The 17,571-nt window shown below is 66.0% G+C and carries 13 protein-coding genes and 1 pseudogene; 8 read left to right on the forward strand and 6 right to left on the reverse strand.

Going from position 1 to position 17,571, the window contains the following annotated elements; genetic code table 11:
* From H1D44_RS03850 to H1D44_RS03875, 6 genes and pseudogenes are all read left to right on the forward strand, one after another.
* Positions 1 to 324 (forward strand): annotated as a pseudogene (locus H1D44_RS03850) (DUF2345 domain-containing protein); the annotation flags it as partial.
* Positions 309 to 1,172 (forward strand): DUF4123 domain-containing protein, encoded by an 864-nt coding sequence (locus tag H1D44_RS03855; RefSeq protein ID WP_181513541.1) that lies wholly within the window; start codon positions 309 to 311, stop codon positions 1,170 to 1,172. The pseudogene H1D44_RS03850 and the gene H1D44_RS03855, both read left to right, overlap by 16 nt.
* Complete coding sequence (locus H1D44_RS03860; protein WP_181513542.1) at positions 1,169 to 4,375, forward strand: hypothetical protein; 3,207 nt, start codon at positions 1,169 to 1,171, stop codon at positions 4,373 to 4,375. Before H1D44_RS03855 ends, H1D44_RS03860 begins: the two co-directional genes overlap by 4 nt.
* Positions 4,372 to 5,349 (forward strand): tetratricopeptide repeat protein, encoded by a 978-nt coding sequence (locus H1D44_RS03865; RefSeq protein WP_244964771.1) that lies wholly within the window; start codon positions 4,372 to 4,374, stop codon positions 5,347 to 5,349. The genes H1D44_RS03860 and H1D44_RS03865 overlap by 4 nt, the downstream gene beginning before the upstream one ends.
* A 2-nt stretch (positions 5,350 to 5,351) precedes the next feature.
* A complete protein-coding gene (locus H1D44_RS03870) occupies positions 5,352 to 6,326 on the forward strand; it encodes a tetratricopeptide repeat protein (protein ID WP_181513543.1) in 975 nt (324 codons plus the stop codon).
* A gap of 2 nt (positions 6,327 to 6,328) precedes the next feature.
* Positions 6,329 to 6,475, forward strand: coding sequence for a hypothetical protein (locus tag H1D44_RS03875; RefSeq protein ID WP_181513544.1), 147 nt, complete (start codon positions 6,329 to 6,331; stop codon positions 6,473 to 6,475).
* 3 nt (positions 6,476 to 6,478) lie between these two features.
* Here the strand turns inward: H1D44_RS03875 and H1D44_RS03880 are convergent, their stop codons facing one another.
* On the reverse strand, positions 6,479 to 7,102 hold the full coding sequence (locus H1D44_RS03880) for an L-threonylcarbamoyladenylate synthase (protein ID WP_181513545.1): 624 nt from the start codon (positions 7,100 to 7,102) through the stop codon (positions 6,479 to 6,481).
* Between the two features lie 37 nt (positions 7,103 to 7,139).
* Complete coding sequence (locus tag H1D44_RS03885) at positions 7,140 to 8,069, reverse strand: PHP domain-containing protein (RefSeq protein WP_181513546.1); 930 nt, start codon at positions 8,067 to 8,069, stop codon at positions 7,140 to 7,142.
* A gap of 113 nt (positions 8,070 to 8,182) precedes the next feature.
* Here H1D44_RS03885 and H1D44_RS03890 point away from each other — a divergent pair, with 113 nt between their 5' ends.
* Together H1D44_RS03890 and mnmC are read left to right on the forward strand one after the other, a co-directional pair.
* Positions 8,183 to 8,482 carry a YciI family protein gene (locus tag H1D44_RS03890; protein ID WP_181513547.1) on the forward strand — a complete coding sequence of 100 codons (300 nt, stop codon included), beginning with the start codon at positions 8,183 to 8,185 and terminating at the stop codon, positions 8,480 to 8,482.
* 164 nt (positions 8,483 to 8,646) lie between these two features.
* Positions 8,647 to 10,680, forward strand: a complete 2,034-nt coding sequence (mnmC, locus tag H1D44_RS03895) for a bifunctional tRNA (5-methylaminomethyl-2-thiouridine)(34)-methyltransferase MnmC2/FAD-dependent 5-carboxymethylaminomethyl-2-thiouridine(34) oxidoreductase MnmC1 (RefSeq protein ID WP_181513548.1) — start codon at positions 8,647 to 8,649, stop codon at positions 10,678 to 10,680.
* On the opposite strand, the gene H1D44_RS03900 is transcribed toward mnmC, so the two are convergent.
* The 4 genes from H1D44_RS03900 to zipA form a co-directional block, all read right to left on the reverse strand.
* Complete coding sequence (locus H1D44_RS03900) at positions 10,672 to 13,197, reverse strand: putative bifunctional diguanylate cyclase/phosphodiesterase (protein WP_238984388.1); 2,526 nt, start codon at positions 13,195 to 13,197, stop codon at positions 10,672 to 10,674. The genes mnmC and H1D44_RS03900 overlap by 9 nt on opposite strands.
* A 224-nt stretch (positions 13,198 to 13,421) precedes the next feature.
* A complete protein-coding gene (locus H1D44_RS03905) occupies positions 13,422 to 13,688 on the reverse strand; it encodes a YheU family protein (protein WP_181513550.1) in 267 nt (88 codons plus the stop codon).
* A complete protein-coding gene (ligA, locus tag H1D44_RS03910; protein ID WP_181513551.1) occupies positions 13,685 to 15,748 on the reverse strand; it encodes an NAD-dependent DNA ligase LigA in 2,064 nt (687 codons plus the stop codon). The genes H1D44_RS03905 and ligA overlap by 4 nt, the downstream gene beginning before the upstream one ends.
* A gap of 106 nt (positions 15,749 to 15,854) precedes the next feature.
* The gene (gene zipA, locus H1D44_RS03915; protein ID WP_181513552.1) at positions 15,855 to 17,465 is read right to left on the reverse strand and encodes a cell division protein ZipA; all 1,611 of its coding nucleotides are present in this window, start codon (positions 17,463 to 17,465) and stop codon (positions 15,855 to 15,857) included.
* Between the last annotated feature and the right edge of the window lie 106 nt (positions 17,466 to 17,571).

Below are 17,571 nucleotides of genomic sequence, written 5' to 3' on the forward strand. Positions count from 1 at the left end.
CACAAGGTGGTACTCGAAGCCGGCAGCGAAATGACGCTCAACGCTGGCGGCAGCTTCCTCAAGCTCGACGGCGGCGGTGTCACCCTGGCCGGCCCCAAGGTCAAGATCAACGCCGGGGGCAGCCCCGGCTCGGGCTCCGGCCAGGCAGTGGAGACACCGCTGCTGCCGGGCAGGGCCGTGCCGGAAGAGCATGAGGCGATACCGCCCACCGTGCTGCCCAAGCTCAAGGACTACCAGCTCAGCGAAGCCACGCTGCTGCCGCTGTGCGGCAAGATCAATGACACCCAATGCAGCCGCGAGGATTGTCCATGTCTAGCTGGCTGACGCGACTCCCCGAACGCACGCGGGATACGGGAGAACTGACATCCTGGGTCGACGCTCAGCGGCCCGCCTATCTCGTCCTCGACCAGCGTCGTTACCCCGAGGCCAGTGCTGATCTGCTGGGGCAAGCGGGCAAGTGCGACTTCGTCACGCTCTTCGCCACCACGCCATTGGCGCCGCTGATCGATGCCAGCCCCTGGCTCATCGAACTCGATGTCGGCAGCGAGGCCTGGCAGCACGGTGAGGCGCTATGCCGAGAGCAGCGCCTGGGCTGGGCCTTTCAGCCGGCGCATAACGCCGGGCTGGATGACCTGGCCGATCATCTACGCCGCCTGTTCGTGCTTGACGACTCCCACGGCGGGCAGTCGCTGATCAATATCCAGGACCCGACAGCCTGGACGGCGCTGCTCGCCGCAGGCAGCGACAATGCCTACGCCCAGCTCATCGGGCCGCTGGGGCAAGTCATCACACCCACGCCGCTGACGCACTGGCAGGCGTGGCAACCCGTCGATACCGCTGGCAAGCCCCCGGGCGGAACCATCCACGACGCCAAGGCGCCGCCTCTGACTCACGCAGTAGAGCAGGCCCTGAAAGACGGGCCACGCGCCTGGTGGCTCAGCCGGGTAACCCAGACGCCGCTTTCGGCGCTGCCGCCGGTGTGGCTGGAAAGACTGAAGCGGCTCGAGGCGGCAGGCATTCACCAGGCCCATCATATTCAGCGCCTGCTGCCGAGAGTGCGGCAAGCGCAGCATCCCGAAACGGACTGGTGGTCGCAGGCGAGTACCATGGAACGCCTTGACGCGGCCATGCCAGCCTGGCAGAAAGTCGACGCACTGGAGGCGCACGCATGACCCAGAAAACGTCAACCGAATGGCCTCCGTTCAGCGCGTCCGACAGCGACGGCGGCGCTATCTGCACAGAGAGCCAGCACGCCTGTCAGGCAACGGAGTGGGTGGATATCCTCTATCTGGTCGGCACCGGGCGCTTCTGGCTATTGACCAAAGAGGCCGCCGAGCTGCTTCACGAGGCCGCCCATGAGCTTCATCAGTGGGCCAGTATCGAAGACCCTGACCAGCGTAACGCCACGCTGTCCGAAAAGGCCGGGATCATGGAGTGCTTCCTGCCCGCCTCCCCCGGCAGTTTTCTCGCAGACGCAGAGCGCGATCGCTACACCGAGCTGGAACGGGAGCTGGCCAAGGCCAGGGTCTGGCACACCGGGCTGGACACCACCATCGAGACATCGCCTCTCCCCTCAGGGCGCGAAGCCGACGAGCGGCAATGCCGGTTGCGCTACCAACGCCAGCAGCAGGCCACCGAGATACGGCGCCTCGAGGATGAACTCAACGCCCTGCGTAATGCCGGACGGCGGGCCGGGCGTGACGCGGGCTATGTGGTTGACGGCGATGCCTACTACGGCCCCTGGGAGAGTGAGATCCAGCAGGCCCTGGAGACCTACCGCCGCACCCGCCGCGAAGCGATACGCCAGTACCAACAGGGGCCGGGCATGCGGGACGCCACAGAGGGCGACACCGAGCAGCGCTACACCCTGCAGGAGGTACTCACCGAGTACCAGGCATTCCTCGAGCACTGCGAGACGCAGCCCCCCAACGCCGCCAGCGCCCAGTGCCATCTCGCCGATATGATTCAAATGGCGGAGCTGCGTAGCGGCACGCTCTACGCCGCCTACCTGGAAAGCATTCTCCACCTGGCGGCACTAGGCATCGCCACGCCGGAATACGCCTTGGCCGCACCATCCGCATCGGACACCACCCTGCACGAGGGCGTCGGGGACTTCGATCACTACAACGACCTGCTACGCGAACAGGCCGATCTGCTGGCGGCGGTGGAGACCAAACTGGAAGAGTGGCAGACCGGCACCGCCGGCCACGCCGCCCTGCCGCTATTCCTGTTCGCCGACGAGCGTGAGCGCTACCAGCAGTTGAGCGAGCAGCTCGATGCCCTGCACGCACATGCCAAGCGAGCCGTGGACGCCATGCGCCCGCGGCGTGTGCTGTTCTGGCAGGCCGACCTGGCCGATGAGCGCAACGCCTTCGGCTATGAACAGCGCCACCTCGACCTGCTGGTGCGCAACGACTGGCCACTGCGTGAATATACCGCCGCCGGTGGCGAGCGCGAACTGTGCCATGTCAGCCTGCACCTGCTGATGGACTACATGAGCGATCCGGAGCGACGCCGTATCGCACCGCTACTCGACACCGACGGCGTGCTGCCGGCCACCCGCTCGGACGCCCCGGAAACGGCGCTGTCGCAGTGGCTCGATCTCAAGGGCTGCGAGCCCATCGACTGGCGCGGCGAGTGGCACGACGACCCGCTGGGCCTGTTCCAGCCCGAGGCGTTCTATCACTATCTCGATGAAGCGGGCTATGAAATCGACAGCCTGGCCAGCGACGACGCCAGAACCCGTTGGGGCGACACCCTGCAGCGCCTGCTGTTCACCGGCCCCGCCAGAGAGACCCTGCGGCTGTTCGACGCCAGCGCCCAGGCCCAGGCCCTGCGCCTGATCGGGCTGACCCAGGGCGAGCTCTCATCCACCATCACCCTCGACTTCCCCGAGCCGCTTCGCCTGGCCGACAACGCCAAGGCGGATGACGAATGGACGACCCGGCAAGGCAGCGTCGAGGCGTCCAGCGACTCGGGCCCCCTGCGCCGAGAGTGGACGCTCAAGGGCGACTACCATCTGGTGCGTGGCGAACTGATCCTGAACGTGCTGGACCTACCCGAGGAGGACGAGGCGCAATCCGCCACACTGCCGCTCAAGGATGGTGGCGAACTGGACCTGGGCCGCTACGCCCTGCGCCTGGAGACCGTGGCCAAGGGCTTCGCTGGCGCCAGCCTGGCTATGTCCGGTGCCCTGCGCCTCGCCTTCGACGGCGAGCCGAGCATCAGCGCCGATGAGCCGGTGCACCGCTTGGGCATCGGCGGCCGGCTCAACGCCTTTGTCGGCATGCGCGGCGGCCTCGAGCACCGCGGCGAGCTACGCTGGGAGCCGCCAGAAGACATCGCCATGCGTGCCCCCATGCACCAGGCGGTGGATGCCTTTACCCGGCGCAACCAACTGGACGAGCTGCAAGCGTGGCGCAGCCTGGGGGTGATCGCGTGGCACCGCGAGCATGGCGCGGGCTGGGGCGGCAGTGGCGACTTCCATCTCGGGCTGCGCAATGGCAAGTTCGTGCTGCGGGCCAAGGCCTCGGTGTTCTGCGGCAAGGGAGTCGGCGGCGGCGTGACCATGGAGCTCGACAATCGCCACCTGGACTTGTGGCTGACGATGCTGCACCGCGATCTGGTGGCCAGCGGATTCGAACGGGTCGACTGGCTGGATGACGACGCCTTCGAGGAACTCAGCAATCTCGGCTACGTGCTGATGATGACCCTGCTCAATGCCGGCCTGGTGATGGCCAAGGGGCGCGCCTGGCTCAGGCAACTGCGCGATGAGTTGACGGAAACGGATCGTGCGGGGCAGATCGCTTATGCACTGACCCGCCGTCTAAGGCGGGCCCAGGAAAACCTGCGTGTTGCCTGGGTCCAGCAGCTCACCCCCGAGGCCCTGGGTGCGCTGCTTTGGCTATTGACCAGCACACCGCGCGAATTTGAAGTCGAAGAGGCGGTTACCGGCGGTCGGGGCCGCGGGCCCAGGCGTAGGCGCTTTAACGAGCATGAGGCACGCGACCTGCAGCAGATGGCCATCGCCAACTGCGTGGGCTGGATTCACGACGGCATGCTCATCTGCACCTACGGCCCACTGCGGCCGGCATCCGGCCCCAACCCAGCTAGCCTGCTGTTCGAGAAAGCCCTGCTGCGGCTTGACCGCCATGGTCAACGCACCCATGACGTGCGTGGGCTTGGCTATTGCCGCAATCGTTATATCTTGGATCGGTTTATGAAAAGCTCGGCACTCTCAAACGAGCAATCCAATATTACGAAAGAAAGATATTTTACTGCCGCCAATAGTCTGGGCCGGCATGCCGACGCCCATTGCGAATACCTGCCCGATGGGCAAGGCGGTATGCGCGTGATCTACGAGGAACCCCAATGATCAAAGGATCTATAGCCCTGCTACTCTCTGCCCTGCTGCTTGGCCCGGCCAGCGGCTGGGCGCTGGATGCCGAGACCCAGGCCGCCAAGGACGAGGGCATGATTGCCTACAACCTTGGCTTTTTGCTCGATGCCGTCCCCCATCTGGAAGTGGCCGCCGAGGCCGGCGACGTCGACGCCATGTATTACCTGGGGGAATCCCATCGCATCGCCCATATGGGCATGACTCGCGAGGCCCTGGCGTGGTACCAGCGTGCCGCCGAACGGGGTGCCCCCTACGCCATGCTGCGCCTGGATGAAGGCGGCGCCTGCCGCCTGGGCGATGTGTGCCCCGAGGGCGGCGATGACTGGCGACAGGCGGCCCTGGAGGTCACCCTGCCTAAAGCGGAGGAAGGGGATCCCGGCGCCATGGGCGTGCTGTTCGATATCTATAGCGCTCTGGAGCAGCCCCAGGTGGCGGATGACTGGCTGGAGCGTGCCGGCAAAGCCGGCGACGCGGAGTCGCAGTACTGGCTAGGCATCCTGATCGGCGATGGCCTGGGTGACTACCCCGATGACGCACAGCGAGAGGAAGTCGCCGAGGCCTGGCTTCGCCGGGCCGCCGAACAAGGCCATGCCCCGGCCATGAACCGCCTCTCGGCCCTGCTAAGCCAGGAAGGTGAATATGAGGAAGCCTGGGAGTGGATGGATAATGCCTCGAATGAAGGGCATATCGATGGTCGCTTGGGCGTGGGCTGGTGCTACTTAGAGCCGGATCGTGATCAAAAGTGTCTGGTTAAACAGGACGTAGTGAAGGGATGGGCGATTCTATTCGCGATGGTTGAGGAATCGGGCAATGTCTCGGCGGAATGGTTGCTGAAGACCCGAGATGAATTGCTGACCAACGAACAGCTCGAAGAAGCCGAGGCTCTGGCCGAGGAGTGGCTGGCCAAGGAGCCGCCACTGTCCGAGTTCCCGCCCCGCTTTGGTTATTGACCATGCGCTGGATCAGTATCGGAGCCCTCGCCCTGCTGCTGCTTGGCCCGGCCAGCGGCTGGGCGCTGGATGCCGAGACCCAAGCCGCCAAGGACGAGGGCCTGCGCCTCTACAACGCTCATCTCCGCAGCCAGGCACCGCCCTACCTGGAGCCCGCCGCCGAGGCCGGCGATGCGGAGGCCATGTACTATCTCGGCGAGATTCACCGGCTGCGCCATATGGGCATGACCCGCGAGGCCCTGGCGTGGTACCAGCGTGCCGCCGAACAGGGCGACCCCTACGCCATGCTGCGCCTGGATGAAGGCGGCGCCTGCCGCCTGGGCGATGTGTGCCCCGAGGGCGGCGATGACTGGCGACAGGCGGCCCTGGAGGTCACCCTGCCTAAAGCGGAGGAAGGGGATCCCGGCGCCATGGGCGTGCTGTTTGACGTCTATAACACCCTGGGCCAACCGGAGGAGACCGTCGGTTGGCTCGAGCGTGCCAGTGAGGCCGGTCACGTGGAGTCACAGTACCGCATGGGGCATCTCATTCATGATGGCTATGGCGACTACCCAGGCGAGGCCGAGCGGCGAGAGGAAGCCGAAAGCTGGTATCGCCGGGCCGCCGAAGGGGGATATCCACCGGCCATGAACCACCTCTCTGCCCAATTAAGCCAGAGGAGGCAGTATAAGGAAGCCTGGGAGTGGATGGTCGAAGCATCTGAAGCAGGCGTTCTTGATGCTCGTCTGAGTGTTGGATGGTGCTATCTGGAGCCGGATACCGAAGAAAGATGCCAGGTCGAGCAGGATGTAGTGAAAGGATGGTCGATTCTGTCCGCGATGGTAGAGGAAACGAGTAACGACTCGGCAGAATGGGTACTTAAAACCCGCGGCGAATTGCTGAGCGACGAACAGCGCAAGCAAGCCGAGGTCCTGGCCGAGGAGTGGCTGGCCAAGGAGCCGCCGCTATCCCAGTTCCCACCCCGCTTCGGCTATTGACCATGCGCTATATCGGCATCGGAGCCCTCGCCCTCCTGCTGCTTAGCCCAGCCAGCGGCTGGGCGCTGGAGGCCGAGACCCAGGCCGCCAAGGGCGAGGAGACGCCCGACCCCAACACGGCGCAGGGCAAGGACAACAAAGTTCGCTGACGCTCAGCCACCGAACGGCGCGAGATCACCACGCCCTTCGCGCAGGATCTTGGGCGGCAGTTCGCGCAGGTCGATCACGCTGGTGGGCTCCAGGTGGCAGGCGCCGCCGTCGATGATCGCATCCAGATGGTTGTCATAGCGATCGCGGATATCTTCCGGATCGGTCATCGGCAGCGCTTCGCCCACCGGGATCAGCGTCACGCTCATCAGCGGCTCGCCCAGCGCCTCCAGCAGTGCGTGAGTGATGCGGTGGTCGGGTACGCGCACGCCGATGGAACGCCGCTTGGGATGCAGCAGCAGGCGCGGCACCTCGGAGGTAGCATTGAGGATGAAGGTGTAGGCCCCCGGGGTGTTGGCCTTGAGCAGGCGAAATACGCTGTTGTCGACCTTGGCGTAGGTGCCGATGTCGGAGAGGTCCGAGCACACCAGGGTGAAGTTGTGCTTGTCATCCAGGGAGCGCAGCCACTTGATCTTCTCGATCGCCTTCTTGTCGCCCAGGTGACAGCCCAGCGCATAGCCGGAGTCGGTGGGATAGGCGATCACCCCGCCCTGGCGCACGATCTGCACCGCCTGGTCGATCAGACGCTTCTGCGGATTGTCAGGATGGATCTGAAAAAACTGGCTCATGTCTGGATTCTCTTTCTGAATAGCTTCATGGCGCCCACTATAGCTTGCCGCGAGCCGACCCGTCGCAATTTGACGCGACGAAGTCGGCAAGCGAGGCGTGCGTCCATACCGGCGGCACGGCGGTGCGCGGCACCGGACTCATGCTGCCCGGCGCCAGGTGCCCGCCGGGGAAGTGAAAGTCGCTGCCGACCGAGGCGTGCAGACTGCGCTCGGCCAGCTGGCGTGCCAGGTCGCGCGTCACATCGGCGTTCTGAAAACCGCTGACGAGCTCGGCGGCCTGGCCGCCGGCAGCGGCGAAGTCGTCGAGCAGTAAGCCACGCTTGCGCCGGGTCAGGCCATGGCGCAGCGGGTGGGCCAGCACCGCCACCCCGCCCGCCTCGACAATCCAACCCACCACGTCGGCCAGGCCCGGCCAGTGGGCCTTGACGTCACCCGCCTTGCCATTGCCCAGGTGCTTGCGAAAGGCCGTGGCGATATCGGGCACCAGGCCCGCTGCCACCAGCGCCCGGGCAAAGTCGGGACGCCCCAGCGGGCGGTAGGGGCCGGCCTGCTCGCGCGCCTTGGCGAGGGCATCGTCGAGGCCGAGCTTTTCGATGCGCTGTGCGATCACCTCGGCACGTGCCTCGCGGGCCCGGGCCTGGGCCTGCAGGCCTTCGGCCAGGGCGCCCCGAGCACCGTGCGGCAACAGCCCTACCACATGGATCGAGATACCCTGCCAGCGGGTCGAGAGCTCGGTGGCAGGCAGCAGGCTGACACCGAGCCGACTTGCCGTCTCGGCGGCCTCAGCGACCCCATCCATGGTGTCGTGGTCGGTCAGCGCCATCAGCGTGACCCCACGCTCGGCACACAGCGCTACCAGGTTCGCGGGCGAGAGGGCACCATCCGAAGCGGTGGAGTGCATGTGCAGGTCGATCCCCAAGGGGCCGGGGTCCCCAGCGAATCGCTCGGGCAGGCAGGGCTTCAGCATGACGCAGGCAAGCAACTTTGTCAGAATAATGGCCCATGGTGCGCGTCCGACAAGGGTCGGTCAACGCACGGTTGGAGTCCGCGGTGAAACCGCCTGCCCGAGGAAACGCTGCGATGCTGTATGCAATCATCAGTGAAGACGTGAAGAACAGCCTGGAACGCCGCCTGGCTGCCCGCCCCGATCACCTGGCCCGACTGGAGAAGCTGCGCGACGAGGGTCGCCTGGTGCTGGTTGGCCCGCACCCCGCCGTGGATGCCGAAGACCCCGGCGAAGCGGGCTTCACGGGCAGCCTGGTTGTCGCCGAGTTCGATAGCCTGGAGACTGCACGGGCATGGGCCGATGCCGATCCGTACATGATCGCCGGGGTCTATGCCAAGGTAACCGTCAAGCCATTCAAGAAAGTCCTACCCTGAAGGCTGCCCCCCTGCCTCGCGCGATTATCCACAGGGGTTTTGCTCACAGCTTCTGTGGATAACGCTGTTGAAACGCCGCGGATGGCTTGCGTAATCCGCCATGCCACGCCGCCGCGACGCTATTGGTCAATTTTCAAGCAGCCCGCCAGGCCCTGGAGAACCCCGTGCCCCGCACTCCCGCCGCCCTACCACCGCTGGCCGCTCTCGAGCCCGCCCGCCTCGACTGGTGTTGCGACGACACCAGCGAGAGCGCCCCGCGCTCGACCCAGTTCGACGATGTCTACTTCTCGCGCCACGACGGCCGGGCAGAAACCGAGCATGTCTTCATCCAGGGCAACGACCTGCCCCGACGACTTGCCGCCTGGGACGAGGCGCGTCCCTTCGTGATCGGCGAGACCGGCTTCGGCACCGGGCTCAATATGCTCTGCGCCTGGGCCTGCTTCGACACCCATGCCCCGCCGCAAGCGCGGCTGCACCTGGTCTCCACCGAACGATTTCCGCTGCACCGCGACGACCTGTCGCGCGCGCTGGCCGCCTGGCCGGACCTGGCCAGCCGTGCCGAACGGCTGGTGCGCCAGTGGCCCGAGCCGGTGGCCGGAGTACACCGGCTTTGGCTCGACGAGCGGGTCACCCTGGACCTGCACTTCGGCGATGCCGCCGAGCGCCTGGCGCTGCTCGAGGGACGAGTGGATGCCTGGTTCCTGGACGGCTTCGCGCCGGCCAAGAATCCGGAGATGTGGCGGGCCGAGCTGTTCGAGGCCATGGCCGCCGTGTCGCGCCCGGGTGCAACCTTTGCCACCTTCACCTGCGCCGGGGTGGTCAAGCGCGGGCTGGCCGCGGCCGGCTTTACCTGGCACAAGGTGCCGGGCTACGGGCGCAAGCGCGAGATGCTCAGCGGCGAGATCGGCTCGCCGCCCGCCGACGAGCGCCGCGCGCAGACCCCCTGGTTCACCCCACCGCCGGCACGACCGCCGCGCCGCGTGGCGGTGATCGGGGCCGGGATCGCCGGCGCCAGCACTGCCGCCGCCCTGGCCCGGCGAGGTATCGAGGTCACGCTGATCGACCGCTTCGATCGCGCCGAGCTCGGCAATGTCCATCTGCAGGGGGCGCTCTACGTCAAGCTCGCGGTCGAGACCAACCTGCAGAGCCGCGCCTACCTGTCCGGGCTGCTCTACACTCGCCGCTGGCTGGACCAGCTCGATCCTGACCAGGCGCTGTGGCGCCCCAGCGGCGTGCTCCAGCTAGCCATGAACGAAAAGGAACAGGCGCGACAGGCGCGCTTCCTGGCCAACCACCCGCTGCCGGAAAGCGTGGTGCGTGGCCTCGACGCCGAGGCAGCCAGCGCCGCCGCGGGCATCCGCATCGAGACGCCAGCGCTGGACTATCCCGATGCCGGCTGGGTCAAGCCGCTGGAGCTGTGCGCACGCCTGGCCGCAACGCCGGGTATCACGCTGCGCCTCGGCGAAGTGGCGGCGCTGCAGAGTGGCGCGACGGGTTGGACCCTCGCCCTGGCCGACGGCGAGCGTATCGAGGCCGACCAGGTGGTGGTCGCCGCCGCCGGCGAAGCGGCCAGATTCTCCCAGCTATCGGCGCTGCCGCTGCAGCCGGTACGCGGCCAGGTCAGCCAGTTGGCCTTGCCCGAGGGCGCTCCGGCGTTGGGCCGCGTGGTGTGCGCCGGCGGCTACGTGCCGCCCGCCGCAGACGGGGTGCTCAACTTCGGCGCCACCTTCGCCCCCGGCGACACCGACATGACCGAGCGCGAGGGCGACCACGCCGCCAACCTGGCGGAGCTCGAACGCGGCCTGCCCCACTTCGTGGCGGCACTGCGCGAGGCTGGCGCCGAACTCATGCCCGAGCGACTCACCGCTCGCACAGGGGTACGTGCAGCTAGCCCCGACAAGTCGCCCTACGCCGGGCCGGTACCCGATACCCAGGCCTGGCGCGAGGCTTACGCCGTGCTGGCCAAGGACGCCAGCCGTGTTCCCGACGTGCCCGGGGAGCATCACAGCGGCCTGTGGATCAGCGCCGCCCACGGCTCGCGGGGACTGGCCAGCGCGCCGCTATGCGCCGAGCTGATCGCCTCGCGCATGTGCGACGAGCCGCTGCCGCTGGAGTGGCCGCTGGTGGATCACCTGCATCCGGGCCGGCGCGTGATTCGCGACCTGATCCAGGGCAAGTCGCCAGCCTTGCTACGGTGACTCCTCGACCAGGACCGACGGACAGCGCGTGACGAATCGCGGCCCCGGCCTGCCCAGGTGATAGCCCTGGCCGTAGTCGATGCCGAGTGCCTCGACGGCGGCCAGCACGTCCTCGTCCTCGATGAACTCGGCGATGGTGCTCACGCCGAGGCTCTGGGCCAGGGTGACGATGCTCTTGACGAAGGCCATGTACTTCTCGTCGCCGAGCATGTTGCGGATGAACTCGCCCTCGATCTTGATCACATCGATGGGGAACTGCTTGAGATAGCGGAATGAAGAGTAGCCCGAGCCGAAGTCGTCGATGGCGAAATTGAAGCCTTCCAGCTTGAGATCGAGGACGAACTTCTCCAGCAGCTTGAGGTTGCTGACCGTCTCGCGCTCGGTCAGCTCGAAGACGATGCGCTCCGGCAGGATGTCGTAGTCGATGGCCAACTGGTGAATATGGCTGATGAACTCGCCGATGATCAGCGACTTGGGCGAGAGGTTGATGAACAGCATGCCCTCGTAGCCCTGCTCACGGACCTGAGCGAAGGCCTTCTCGATCAGTTGGTAGTCCATCTTGTGAATCACGCCGATGCTCTCGGCGATATCGATGAACTCGCCGGCCGGCACCAGGCGGTCGTCGAGCTGGATGCGCATCAGCAGCTCGTGAATGTTCACCTCGCCGGTGCTGACGTTGGCGATGGGCTGGAAATACGGCACGATGCGCTGCTCTTCCAGCGCACTGAGCACCATCTGGTTCTTCTCGCCCGCTTCGCGGAACACCTCTGCCACTTCCTCCTGGTCCGGTAGCGCCACACAGTTCTTACCCTTGCGCTTGGCCTTGTACATCATGTTGTCGGCCATCAGGAAAAGATCGTGTGGGTTGGTGGCATGGCTGGGATAGCTGGCGATGCCAATGGAGCTCGTCGCCCTTACCGTGCTGCCATCGGGGGCAGTGAGCACCAGGCTGCTCAAATTGCCGGCAATACGCAGCGCCACCGAATAGGCCTGCTCCTCCTCGGTTTCGGGCAGGATGATGGTGAACTCGTCGCCGCCGTAGCGGGCCAGGAAGTCGCCGGGCCGCACCGACTGGTACAGGGTGTCGGCCACCGCATGCAGGAACTGGTCGCCGAAGGCATGGCCGTGACGATCGTTGACCGTCTTGAAGTTGTCGAGGTCGAGCATCAGCAGGCTGAAGTGATACCGATGCCGAGTCGCCCGGCCCACCTCGTAGACCAGCATGTCCTTGAAGATACGCTGGTTGTGCAGGTTGGTCAGCGGATCGCGGGTGGCGTAGAACTCCAGATCCTTGGTGTACTTGTAGATCGCCTTGACCGACCCCACCAGATTGAGCAGCGTCGACAGGATACCGTCGATGACGATATGCCGGATCGGATCCTGGGCCAGGTCGGACTGCACGCCAATGCCGACGATACCGCCGATCTTGGGCGTCTCGAGCAGCAGTGACTTGGTCTGCAGGCGAATGTCTTCCGGCGACAGCTGAGCCATCACCTCGCTTTCGCTGCAGCTGATCGCCGTATGGTGATACACCTTGATGATCGTACCGCCAGGCTGCCCGGCGTGCTTCTGCTCGAGCAGCTGGGTCAGCACCTTCTCGAAGGCGTCTCGCGTCTCGGCCGCCACCTCGCGATACCAGAAGACCTCAAGCTCGTAGCCCTCATCCTCCAACTGGAAGACGGTCACCAGGGTGTGCGCCTGGATGATGGTGTTGATGTCGGCCAGCAGCTCCTTGATGAACTCGCGCCAGTCGCGCACCACTTCGGAGGTGATGATGAACTTGCTCAGCAGGCGTATCTCGAATTCGAGGATATCCTTGTCCACCGCCACGTTCCTGAGCCGGCCGACCAGGGCATTGACCTGCTGCATGGCATCGTTGAGCTCGTGAAAGCGCACCGGGGTATCGCTGAGGTCGAGGTTGCGGAAGTCGGCTACGGAGTTGACCGCAGCCAGCCTGCCGCGGAACTGAACGAGGGTGGCCTCGATACGCTCGGCGAACAGCTTGGACATGCCCAGCGCCAGCAACAGGACCACCAGCGCTGAGACGATGAACAGGGCGACGTAGTTGAGCCGCATCTCACGGCTGATCGGCGCCAGGTCGTGCTGGATGTCGATGACGCCAAGGACGTCCCCCGTGGTGGCAACCAGCGGCATGATGCGCCGTACCTTGCCGTCTTCGCGCCACACACGATCAGTGCCCGAAGCCATGGCGGAGCGGATGACGATGTCCATGGGAGACGGGTCGGGTGACCCCAGGCGCTCGGATGCCCCGTTGCCACGGTAGAACTCGAAGCGGTAGCCGGAGTCCTCATGGGCCAGCCGGGTCTCCTCGATGAAGGCTTCCATCTGCTCGCCGCTCCACCCCTGGCTCATCACTTGCCGCATGGCATTGTAGCTCTGACGGGCCAGCAGCTCGGAGGTCTGCTCCGCCTTGCGGGTCAGGATGTTCTCGTAGAGCAGCGAGGAGACCAGGGTGACACCCAGGAAGACGGTCAGCGAGGCAGAAATGACCGCCACCAGGACGAATCCCTGGAGGGTTTTCAGGCAAGCAAGAAGCGAACGAGCAAACGACAGCATCACGAGACCCTGCACAAGGGCGCCAGCTCCGTCCCTGGAGGAGCCGCCGTCAGCAAAAATGAGAAGTGCCATTCTTGCTGGTGCAGGACTCTCAGCACATGACCTATATCAATTTACAGTTACATTTGCGACCAATTGCCACACATCGGGGTGCTGTCATTGGCTCAGTCCTCTTCGTCGTCGGCCAGGTCGCGGCCGAATTCGCGCCATTGGGCCAGCGTCATCACCTCGGTGGTCTCGGTCTGCAGGTCATGGGCAATCAGCAGATCGCCGCGCTCCAGCTGACGCTTTAGCTCGCCGACCCAGCCGCGCATGCCCTCGCCGGTGTCGGTGGTGTCGTAGCCCTGGCGGGTGACGAAGGCTTCCAGCAGGGCATCGAGGGTCTCTCCCGGCAGCATGCGGTAGGGCACCTCGATGAAGCGACCGCTCATGACGGCTCTCCTTCGCTGGCCGCGGCGCCCTCACCGCGCTCCCAGGCCGCCAGCCGCTCGAGGAAGGCGGCCTCGTCGAGGACCTCGACGCCCAGCTCCCGGGCCTTGGCCAGCTTGCTGCCGGCGGCCTCGCCGGCCACCACGCCGGTAGTCTTCTTGGAGACGCTGCCGGCCACCTTGGCCCCCAGCGCCTGCAGGCGCTCCTTGCCTTCGTCGCGGGTCATGCTTTCCAGGCTGCCGGTGAGCACCCAGGTCTGTCCGGCCAGCGGCTGGGGCCGCTCGCCAATGGTTTCCTCGGCCCAGGTCACGCCCTGTTCGCGCAGCGCGGCGATGGTCTCGCGGTTGTGCGCCTGTCGAAAGAAGGTATGCACGTGCGCGGCCACCACCGGACCGACATCCTCCACCGCTTCGAGTTCGGCCTGCTCGGCGGCCATCAGCGCATCCAGGGTGCCGAAGTGGCGCGCCAGATTGGCCGCCGTGGCCTCGCCCACTTCACGGATGCCCAGGGCGAAGATGAAGCGCGGCAGGGTGGTCTGCCTGGCCTTCTCGAGCGCTGCCACCAGATTGTCGGAGGACTTCTGGGCCATGCGCGGCAGGGTGGCCAGGTGCTCGGCCTCGAGGCGGAACAGGTCGGCAGGCGTCTTGACCCAGTCGCGCTCCACCAGCGCCTCGATCAGCTTTTCCCCCAGGCCGTCGATGTCCATGGCCCGGCGCGAGGCGAAGTGCTTGAGGGCCTCCTTGCGCTGGGCGGCGCAGTAGAGCCCGCCGGAGCAACGCGCCACCACCTCGCCCTCGAGGCGCTCGATCTCGGAGTCGCACACCGGGCAGCGATCGGGAAAGACGATATCGCGGGCATCTTTGGGGCGCCGCTCGGGTAGCACTCGCACCACCTGGGGAATGACGTCCCCGGCCCGCCGGATGACCACGCTGTCGCCGATCTTGACATCGAGGCGGGCGATCTCGTCGGCGTTGTGCAGGCTGGCGTTGGAGACGGTGACCCCCGCCACCGAGACCGGCTCGAGTCGCGCTACCGGTGTAATCGCCCCGGTACGCCCGACCTGGAATTCGACGTCGTTGAGGCGGGTGGTCTCTTCCTGGGCGGGAAACTTGAAGGACGTGGCCCAACGGGGAGCCCGGGCAACGAAGCCCAGCTCGCGCTGCAGGCGCAGGTCGTCGACCTTGATCACCACACCGTCGATATCGTAGCCGAGGCTGTCACGCTGCTCGCCCAGGCGACGACAGTAGTCGATGATGCCCTGACTTCCCGTGACCACCTGGAGCTGGGCGCTGGTGCGAAAACCGAAGCGCTTGAGGTGAGCCATCAGCTCACTGTGGCTGGCATCGCCCGGATCCGGCTCGATGCGCGCCACCTGGTAGGCACTGAACTCCAGCGGCCGGGTGGCGGTGATCCCGGGGTCGAGCTGCCTAAGGCTACCCGCCGCCGCATTGCGCGGGTTGGCGAATACCTTGCTGCCCTCCTCGCGCGCCCTCTCATTGAGGCGCTCGAAGCCTTGGTGGCTCATGATCACCTCGCCGCGCACCTCCAGTAGCTCGGGGGCATCGCCACGCAGCTTGAGCGGGATAGAGCGCAGCGTGCGCAGGTTGGAGGTAATGCCCTCGCCGGTCCGACCGTCGCCCCGAGTCGCACCGCTGATCAACACGCCGCGCTCGTAGACCAGCGCCACAGCGGCGCCATCGAGCTTGGGCTCGCAGCAGAAGCGAAGCGTCTCGCCATCGGCTTCCAGGCGGTCGGCGACACGCCGAACGAACGCCTCGACCTCCTCCTCGCTCAGTGCATTGTCGAGCGAGAGCATGGGCACCGCATGTTCGACCTCGGGAAAGCCGGCATCGGGAGGCGCCCCGACCCGCTGGGTCGGCGAATCGGGCGTGACCAGCTCGGGGTGGGCCTGCTCCAGCTCCTGCAGGCGCCGCAACTTGCGGTCATACTCGGCGTCGGTGAGATGCGGTTCGTCGAGCACGTAGTAGCGGTAGTTGGCGTCGTCGAGCTCGGCACGCAGCTTGGCGACTTCATCAAGAACGGTCTTGTCGGGCTGGCTCATTCGGTTGCGGATCTCAATGGCTGTTGTCTTGCCGCCCCTGAACACGACAACCCCGTGATCGCTCACGGGGTTGTCGTCGGGGTGCGGCATGGCACTCGAACAGGTATCAATTCACCTGATAGCGGTTGAGGCGGTTGCGGCGCTCGAACTCCTGCACGCGCTGGCGGGCAAACTCCACGGTCTGCGCAGTCATCACGCTGTGGTTCTCGTCCTTCAGCTCGCCACCCAGGTTACGCACGATGACCATCGCGGTCTCGACCATCGCCTCGAAGGCCGCAGCGGTATCCAGCGCTCCCGGCAGAGGCATCAGCAAGGTGACGCCGGGAGTACGAAACTCGTCCATTGCCTCGATCGGGAAGGTACCCGGCTTGAGCACGTTGACCATGGAGAACTGCAGCTCGCTGTCGGGATCCTCGGTCTCGAAGCGGTGGAAGATCCCCATGTCGCTGCTGTAACGCAGGCCGCAGGCCAGCATCAGGTCGAGCAGTGCCTCGCCGGAGAAGCCTTCGTCGTCGCGCGATAGCACGCTGATGACGATGATCTCGTCGGCCTGGCTCAATGTCTCGCGGGCGCGCTCGGCGCTGACGTTGTGGCGCAGCGCCCGGGCCAGGGTCGGATGGGCGCGAACCACCTCGTCGTCGATGTTGACGGCTTCGACGGTGGCGGCTGAGGCCACCGGCTGAGGGTGTTCGACGGGCTCCTCGAACGCGCTCTCCCGTGACCTTGCACGCGGCGGGGCGAACAGCGGATCGTCGTCATCGGCCATTTCTATGGCCTCGGCTTCCAGGCGACGTCGCTCGGCTTCCCGTGCGGCCTGGGCCTCGGCGGCCTCACGCTGACGCTGGGCTTCGAGGGCAGCCTTCTCGGCTCGTGCCTTCTCGCGCCGCGCCTTTTCCTCCTGCTTCTGCTCGCGGCGCTTCGCCAGACGCTGCTGCATGGAAAGGCCGAAGCGCTGGACCGATTGCCCCATGCGAAGCGAGCCGCTCTTGATCGAATGGCCCATGCCCTCGAGGTCGACCAGCCGGTAACGCTCGTCCTCGTCCTCGTCGTGGCGCGTGTCATGATCGTCGGGGTCGGCGGCCAGCGGCTCGGCGCTGACCCGCGGCGCCGTCTCTTCGAGCTCGGCATCGTCCAGGGCGGAAAGGGTGGGCTCGCGGCGCGGCTCGGCAGGCTCCGGCTCGGCCTGCTGCTGGACAGCCGCTTCAGGTTGGGGATCGGGAGCGGGGGTTGCGCTTTCAGCCTGGCGTGAGGGGGGCGTATCGGCATTGCCCAGGCCAACCTCAGGCTCGACGCGCTCGCGGCTCACCTCGACCTCGGCAGGTTCTGCCGCTGCCGCTTCACTGGGGGCTCCCGTCATGGCGCTGGCTCCAGCGGCCTCGGCAACGGATGCCGGCCCGGGGTTTGCCCGCGCCTCGGCTTCGGCGCCTTTCAGGCCCGCCAGCACCCGCGAAGGCCCGGGGTGCTCCTGGCGTTCGAGCTTGGGTTTCGTCTGCACCTGCGAATAACTCGCCGGCTTGACTACCCGAGCACCGCCATTGGGCAGCTCCCAGTTGGCATCGTCGCCGGCCTCTTCCTGGCCTTTGACTGGGTTGTTGTTATCCCCTACCTGGTCCAGGCGGGGCACTCGGCGCTGGCGTTTGAGGCGACGCACTCCATCAATAACGATGAGCGTCACCAGGGCCAGCCCCAGAATGATCAGCCATTCTCTAAGTTCCATGGGTCGTCTTGCCTATCACTAGGGCGCCATGCCGGATGGATGTTCGTAAACAGCATAGCGCGATTGCCGAAAAAAAGGCCACTTTTTTTGTTTGTCAAGCCCCGGC

Origin of the sequence: Billgrantia kenyensis, from assembly GCF_013697085.1 — a bacterium.
In the GTDB taxonomy this organism is placed as follows: domain Bacteria; phylum Pseudomonadota; class Gammaproteobacteria; order Pseudomonadales; family Halomonadaceae; genus Halomonas; species Halomonas kenyensis.